At 66.9% G+C, this 5,979-nt stretch carries 4 protein-coding genes; all 4 read right to left on the bottom strand.

All coding sequences use genetic code 11. The features are described 5' to 3' along the window. Nucleotides 1-50 precede the first annotated feature (50 nt). The gene (gene typA / locus ACFTQE_RS19730; RefSeq protein ID WP_376926665.1) at nucleotides 51-1,955 is read right to left on the bottom strand and encodes a translational GTPase TypA; all 1,905 of its coding nucleotides are present in this window, start codon (nucleotides 1,953-1,955) and stop codon (nucleotides 51-53) included. A 234-nt stretch (nucleotides 1,956-2,189) separates the two neighbouring features. After that, nucleotides 2,190-3,959, bottom strand: coding sequence for a dipeptide ABC transporter ATP-binding protein (locus ACFTQE_RS19725; protein ID WP_376926664.1), 1,770 nt, complete (start codon nucleotides 3,957-3,959; stop codon nucleotides 2,190-2,192). After that, nucleotides 3,956-4,909, bottom strand: a complete 954-nt coding sequence (locus ACFTQE_RS19720; RefSeq protein WP_375837387.1) for an ABC transporter permease — start codon at nucleotides 4,907-4,909, stop codon at nucleotides 3,956-3,958. Before ACFTQE_RS19720 ends, ACFTQE_RS19725 begins: the two co-directional genes overlap by 4 nt. Then, nucleotides 4,899-5,828 (bottom strand): ABC transporter permease, encoded by a 930-nt coding sequence (locus ACFTQE_RS19715; RefSeq protein WP_376926663.1) that lies wholly within the window; start codon nucleotides 5,826-5,828, stop codon nucleotides 4,899-4,901. The genes ACFTQE_RS19720 and ACFTQE_RS19715 overlap by 11 nt, the downstream gene beginning before the upstream one ends. Nucleotides 5,829-5,979: the final 151 nt, after the last annotated feature.

Here is a 5,979-nt window from a genome sequence, read left to right as displayed (position 1 = left end):
CCCCGTGGTCGTTCGACCCCGGGGCATCCGCTCGTCTGCGTCGGCTTCTGCTAGTTCTGCTTCTTCAGGCGCGACGTCGTGCGGGCACGGGCCGTCGCGTCGAGCTCGACCTTGCGGATGCGCACGGCGGCCGGCGTGACCTCGACGCACTCGTCTTCACGGGCGAACTCGAGGCATTCCTCGAGCGAGAGCTGGCGCGAGGGCGTCATCGACTCGAACGTGTCGGAGGTCGACTGACGCATGTTCGTCAGCTTCTTCTCCTTGGTGATGTTCACGTCCATGTCGTCGTTGCGCGAGTTCTCGCCGATGACCATGCCCTCGTAGACCTCTTCGGTCGGGTTCACGAAGAAGGTCATGCGCTCCTGCAGCGCGATGATCGCGAACGGCGTCACGACGCCCGAGCGGTCGGCGACGATCGAGCCGTTGTTGCGGGTCACGATCTGGCCGGCCCACGCGTCGTACCCGTGCGAGATCGCGTTCGCGATGCCGGTGCCGCGGGTCGTCGTCATGAACTCCGTACGGAAGCCGATGAGGCCGCGGCTCGGGACGATGAACTCCATGCGCACCCAGCCGGTGCCGTGGTTCGACATGTTGTCCATGCGGCCCTTGCGGGCGGCGAGCAGCTGCGTGATCGCACCGAGGTACTCCTCGGGGGCGTCGATCGTGAGGTGCTCGTACGGCTCGTGCACCTTGCCGTCGATCTGCTTGGTGACCACCTGGGGCTTGCCGACGGTGAGCTCGAAGCCCTCGCGGCGCATCTGCTCGACGAGGATCGCGAGCGCGAGCTCGCCGCGGCCCTGCACCTCCCACGCGTCGGGGCGGCCGATGTCGAGGACCTTGAGCGAGACGTTGCCGACCAGCTCGCGGTCGAGGCGGTCCTTCACCATGCGAGCGGTGAGCTTGTGGCCCTTGACCTTGCCGACGAGCGGCGAAGTGTTCGTGCCGATCGTCATCGAGATCGCCGGCTCGTCGACCGCGATGATCGGGAGCGGACGCACGTCTTCGGGGTCGGCGAGCGTGTCGCCGATCATGATGTCCTCGAAGCCCGCGACCACGGCGATGTCGCCCGGGCCGGCGCTCTCGGCCGGGTAGCGATCGAGCGCCTTCGTCAGGAAGAGCTCGGTCACGCGCACGTTCTGGACGCTGCCGTCGTGCTTGACCCAGGCGACCGTCTGGCCCTTCTTGATCGTGCCGTGGAAGACACGGAGCAGGGCGAGACGACCGAGGAACGGCGAAGCGTCGAGGTTCGTGACGTGGGCCTGCAGGGGGTGCTCGTCGTCGTAGACCGGCGCCGGGATGTGCTGCAGGATCGCCTCGAAGAGGGGCTCGAGGTCGTCGTTGTCGGGGAGTTCGCCGTTGCCGGGCTTGTTGTGGCTCGCTGCGCCGTTGCGGCCCGAGGCGTAGACGACCGGCACGTCGAGGATCGCGTCGAGGTCGAGGTCGGGCACGTCGTCGGCCAGGTCGGAGGCGAGGCCGAGCAGGAGGTCCTGGCTCTCGGCGACGACCTCGTCGATGCGAGCGTCGGGACGGTCGGTCTTGTTGACGAGGAGGATCACCGGCATGCGGGCCTCGAGCGCCTTGCGGAGCACGAAGCGGGTCTGCGGCAGCGGGCCCTCGCTCGAGTCGACGAGGAGGACGACGCCGTCGACCATCGACAGGCCGCGCTCGACCTCGCCGCCGAAGTCGGCGTGACCCGGGGTGTCGATCACGTTGATCGTGATCGGGCCGTCGACGGCGTGCTTGCCCTTGTACGAGATCGCCGTGTTCTTGGCGAGGATCGTGATGCCCTTCTCGCGCTCGAGCTCGTTCGAGTCCATGGCGCGCTCTTCGACGTGCGCGTGCGCGTCGAAGGAGTTCGTCTGGTTGAGCATCGCGTCGACGAGCGTGGTCTTGCCGTGGTCGACGTGAGCGACGATCGCGACGTTTCGCAGATCGTTCCGGGTGGCGTTGGCCATGTTGGGTCCTCGAGGGTGCCGGCCCCCCGTCGCCCCCGAGCAAGAGTTCAGCGCACGGAGACAGCGTGGAAGCGCTGAGATGAAGGTCTGTGGGGAGCGCAGGATGCCGCAGTGACGGCGTGCGCCCCTCTAGCGTACCCTGCCCCGCGCCCTGCGAAGCTGAGAACGCGAAAGCGCCCGGCCTCCGAGTGATCGGATGCCGGGCGCTCGCGTTGTGCGTCTCGAGCTCGTCGCCTAGGCGCCGAGCTCGATGCTGGCACCCGGGATCGCCGCGAGGAGATCCTTCGTGTACTGCTCCTGGGGGTGGTCGAACACCTCGTCGGTGGTCGCCGCCTCGACGATACGACCCTTCTGCATCACGCAGACGTGGTCGGCGATGACACGCACGACCGCGAGGTCGTGCGTGATGAAGAGGTACGTGAGTCCGAGTTCGGCCTGCAGGTCGGCGAGCAGGCGCAGGATCTGAGCCTGCACGAGCACGTCGAGCGCCGAAACGGCCTCGTCGAGCACGACGATCTCGGGCTTCAGCGCGAGCGCACGCGCGATCGCGATGCGCTGACGCTGGCCGCCCGAGAGTTCGTTCGGGTAGCGGCTGATGAGCGTGCGCGGCAGCGACACCTGGTCGAGCAGCTCGTAGACCCGCTCACGGCGCGTGGCACTGGTGCCGACCTTGTGCGTGAACAGCGGCTCGGCGATGGTGTTGCCGATGTTCCGAAGCGGGTTCAGCGAACCGTACGGGTCCTGGAAGACCGGCTGCATGCGGCTGCGGAGGTTGAAGAGCTCCTTGCCGGTCACGCTCGCGAGGTCCTTGCCGCCGACGACGATCTTGCCGCTCGTCGCGTCTTCGAGCTTCAGCAGCATCTTCGCGACGGTCGACTTGCCCGAGCCCGACTCGCCGACGAGCGCCATGGTGGTGCCCTTGGGAATCTCGAACGAGACCTTGTCGACGGCGGTGAAGTCGCCGGAGCCGCGGATCTTGAAGACCTTGGTGAGGTCTTCGACGACGATCGCGGGCGCCGCTGCAGGAGCTGCGGCGAGTGCCTCGGCACGTGCCTCGGCGGTCGCGATCAGGTCGATCGAGTCGCCCGCCGCGGTCGCTGCGCCCTCGGCCATGGACGACTCGGCCGCCGAGATCGAACCCGTTGCCTGGATGCGGCGCGAGGCGAGGCTCGGTGCCGCGGCGACGAGTCGCTGCGTGTACGGGTGCTGCGGGTTCTGCAGGATCTCGACCGACGGGCCCGACTCCACGACACGGCCCTTGTACATGACCACGAGCTGCTCGGCACGCTCTGCGGCGAGGCCGAGGTCGTGCGTGATGAACAGCAGGGTCGTGCCGAGTTCGCGGGTCAGCGACTCGAGGTGGTCGAGGATGACGCGCTGCACGGTGACGTCGAGCGCCGACGTCGGCTCGTCGGCGATGAGCAGCTGCGGGTTCGCCGCGAGGCCCATGCCGATGAGCACGCGCTGACGCATGCCGCCCGAGAACTGGTGCGGGAACTGACGCATGCGACGGTCGGCGTCGCCGAGCCCCGCCTGCTTCAGCACCTCGACGGCGCGCGCCTTGACCTCTTTGCGGCCCGTGGCGATGCCGTTGGCCTTGATGGCCTCCTCGACCTGGAAGCCGATCGACCACACGGGGTTCAGGTTCGACATCGGGTCCTGGGGGACGAAGCCGATCTTGCGGCCGCGAACGCCCTCCATGTCCTTCTTGGACGCCTTCGTGAGGTCTTGACCGTCGAGGAGGATCTGGCCCCCCGAGACGTGGCCCGTGCCCGGAAGCAGGTTGATGATCGCGTGCGCGGTCGTCGACTTGCCAGAGCCCGACTCCCCCACGATCGCGAGGCTCTGCCCGCGGTAGAGGGTGATGTTGACCCCGTCGACGGCCTTGACGAGGCCGTCCTGGGTGTTGAAGCCGACCTGGAGATCCTTGATCTCGAGCAGCGGGCGTTCGGCGCCGGTGGCGCGTTCTGATTGCACGTTCGATCCGTTCGAAGTCTCGCTCATCGCTGCGCCCTCGCCTTCGGGTCGAGCGCGTCGCGCACGACCTCGCCGAGCATGATGAAGCTCAGCACGGTGACCGACAGTGCGATCGAGGGCAGGATCAGCGTCTGGGGCGCGGTACGCAGCGAGGTCTGCGCCTGGCTGATGTCGTTGCCCCACGACATGATGTCGGTCGGCAACCCGACGCCGAGGAACGACAGGGTCGCCTCCGCGACGATCGCCGAGGCGAGCGAGATGGTCGTGATGACGATGACCGGTGCGATCGAGTTCGGCAGCACGTGGCGCACGAGGATGCGGAACCGCGAGACGCCGAGCGCCGTGGAGGCCATGACGAAGTCGGCGTTCTTCACCCGCAGGATCTCGGCGCGGAGCACACGAGCCGTCGCGGGCCACGCGAACAATCCGATCGCGAGCGAGATCACCCACACGTTCCGGTAGGCCGAGAGCACCGACATGATGACGACGGCGGCGAGGATGTAGGGGATCGAGAAGAAGATGTCGCCCAGGCGCGAGAGCACCGAGTCGAGCCATCCGCCGTAGAAGCCCGCGAACGCGCCGAAGACGATGCCGAGCAGCGCCACGAGGAACGTGACGATGAGGCCGACGGCCAGCGACGTCGACGTGCCGTGGATGATGCGCGAGTAGATGTCGCAGCCCTGCTTCGTGAAGCCGAGCGGGTGGCCCTCGGTCGGACCCGCGTTGCTGTTCGCGAGGAGGCAGCCGTTGTTCGGCGGCGTCTGCGTGAACAGCCCGGGGAACAGGGCGACGACCACGACGAGGAGGATCAGCACGGAGGAGATCCAGAACATCGGGCGCTTGCGCACGTCGTTCCACGCGTCGGTCCAGAGGTTCGAGGGCTTGCCCTCGGCCTTGACCGAGTCGATGGCGACGAGCGGCGTCTCTTCCAGCGGAGCGACGTAGTGCTGCTGGTCTGGTCTGGTGTTACTTGGCATAACGGATCCTCGGGTCGAGAACGGCGTACAGGAGATCGACCAGCAGGTTCACCACGAGGTAGATCAGCACCATGATCGTCACGAAGGAGACGACGGTCGGCCCCTCACCTCGGATGATCGCCTGGTAGAGCGTGCGGCCGACACCGGGCACGTTGAAGATGCCCTCGGTCACGGTGGCACCGACCATCAGCGTGCCGAAGTCGACGGCGAGGTAGGTGACGACGGGGATGAGCGAGTTGCGCAGGATGTGCACGGGGACGATGCGCCCACGGGAGAGGCCCTTGCTCGCGGCGGTGCGAACGAAGTCCTGTCCGTCAGTGTCGATGACCGACGCCCGTGTCAGTCGAACGATCTGGGCGAAGCTGATGGTGGCCAGCACGATGGCCGGCAATATCAGGTCTTGCGTTGGAGCCCCTGGCCCGACCGTGGTTCTGAACCACCCCAGATAGATGCCGAAGAACCACTGCATCACGAACGCCAGCACGAAGATCGGCAGCGAGATGAGGATGAGGCTCACGACGAGCGCGCTGGCGTCGAAGATGCCGCCCTTGCGGAGGCCCGAGATGAGGCCGATCGAGATGCCGGCCACCATTTCGAAGAAGACCGCCATCGCAGCGAGGCGCAGCGTCACCGGGAAGGTGGCCATCAGGATCTCGGAGACCGGCTGACCCGAGAACGAGACGCCGAGGTCACCCCTGAAGATGTTGCCGAGGAAGATGAAGTACTGGACGATGAACGGCTGGTCCAGGTGGTACCGCTCGCGCAGGGCTTCGATGACCTGAGGGGGCGGGGTCTTGTCGCCGAACAGCGCGACGATCGGATCGCCGGGCATGGCGAAGACCATGAAATAGATCAGGAATGTGGTGCCGAGCAGGACAGGGATCGCCTGCAGCAGTCGGCGCAGGATATAGCCGGCCATGGATCAGGCCCTGCGTTCTGCGAATGTGGACATGTTGAAAGAAACCTCACCGTTGTGCGAGTTCGACTCCATGATGCTACGCCGATCAGGCGAACACCGTGGATACGTGGGAGTGGGGGGGGCGGCAGGACGGGGGGCGCCCCCCCCGCGC

Origin of the sequence: Agromyces sp. NPDC056965 (assembly GCF_042673425.1) — a bacterium.
Lineage (GTDB): Bacteria > Actinomycetota > Actinomycetes > Actinomycetales > Microbacteriaceae > Agromyces.
This window is presented reverse-complemented; position numbering and strand designations above follow the sequence as displayed.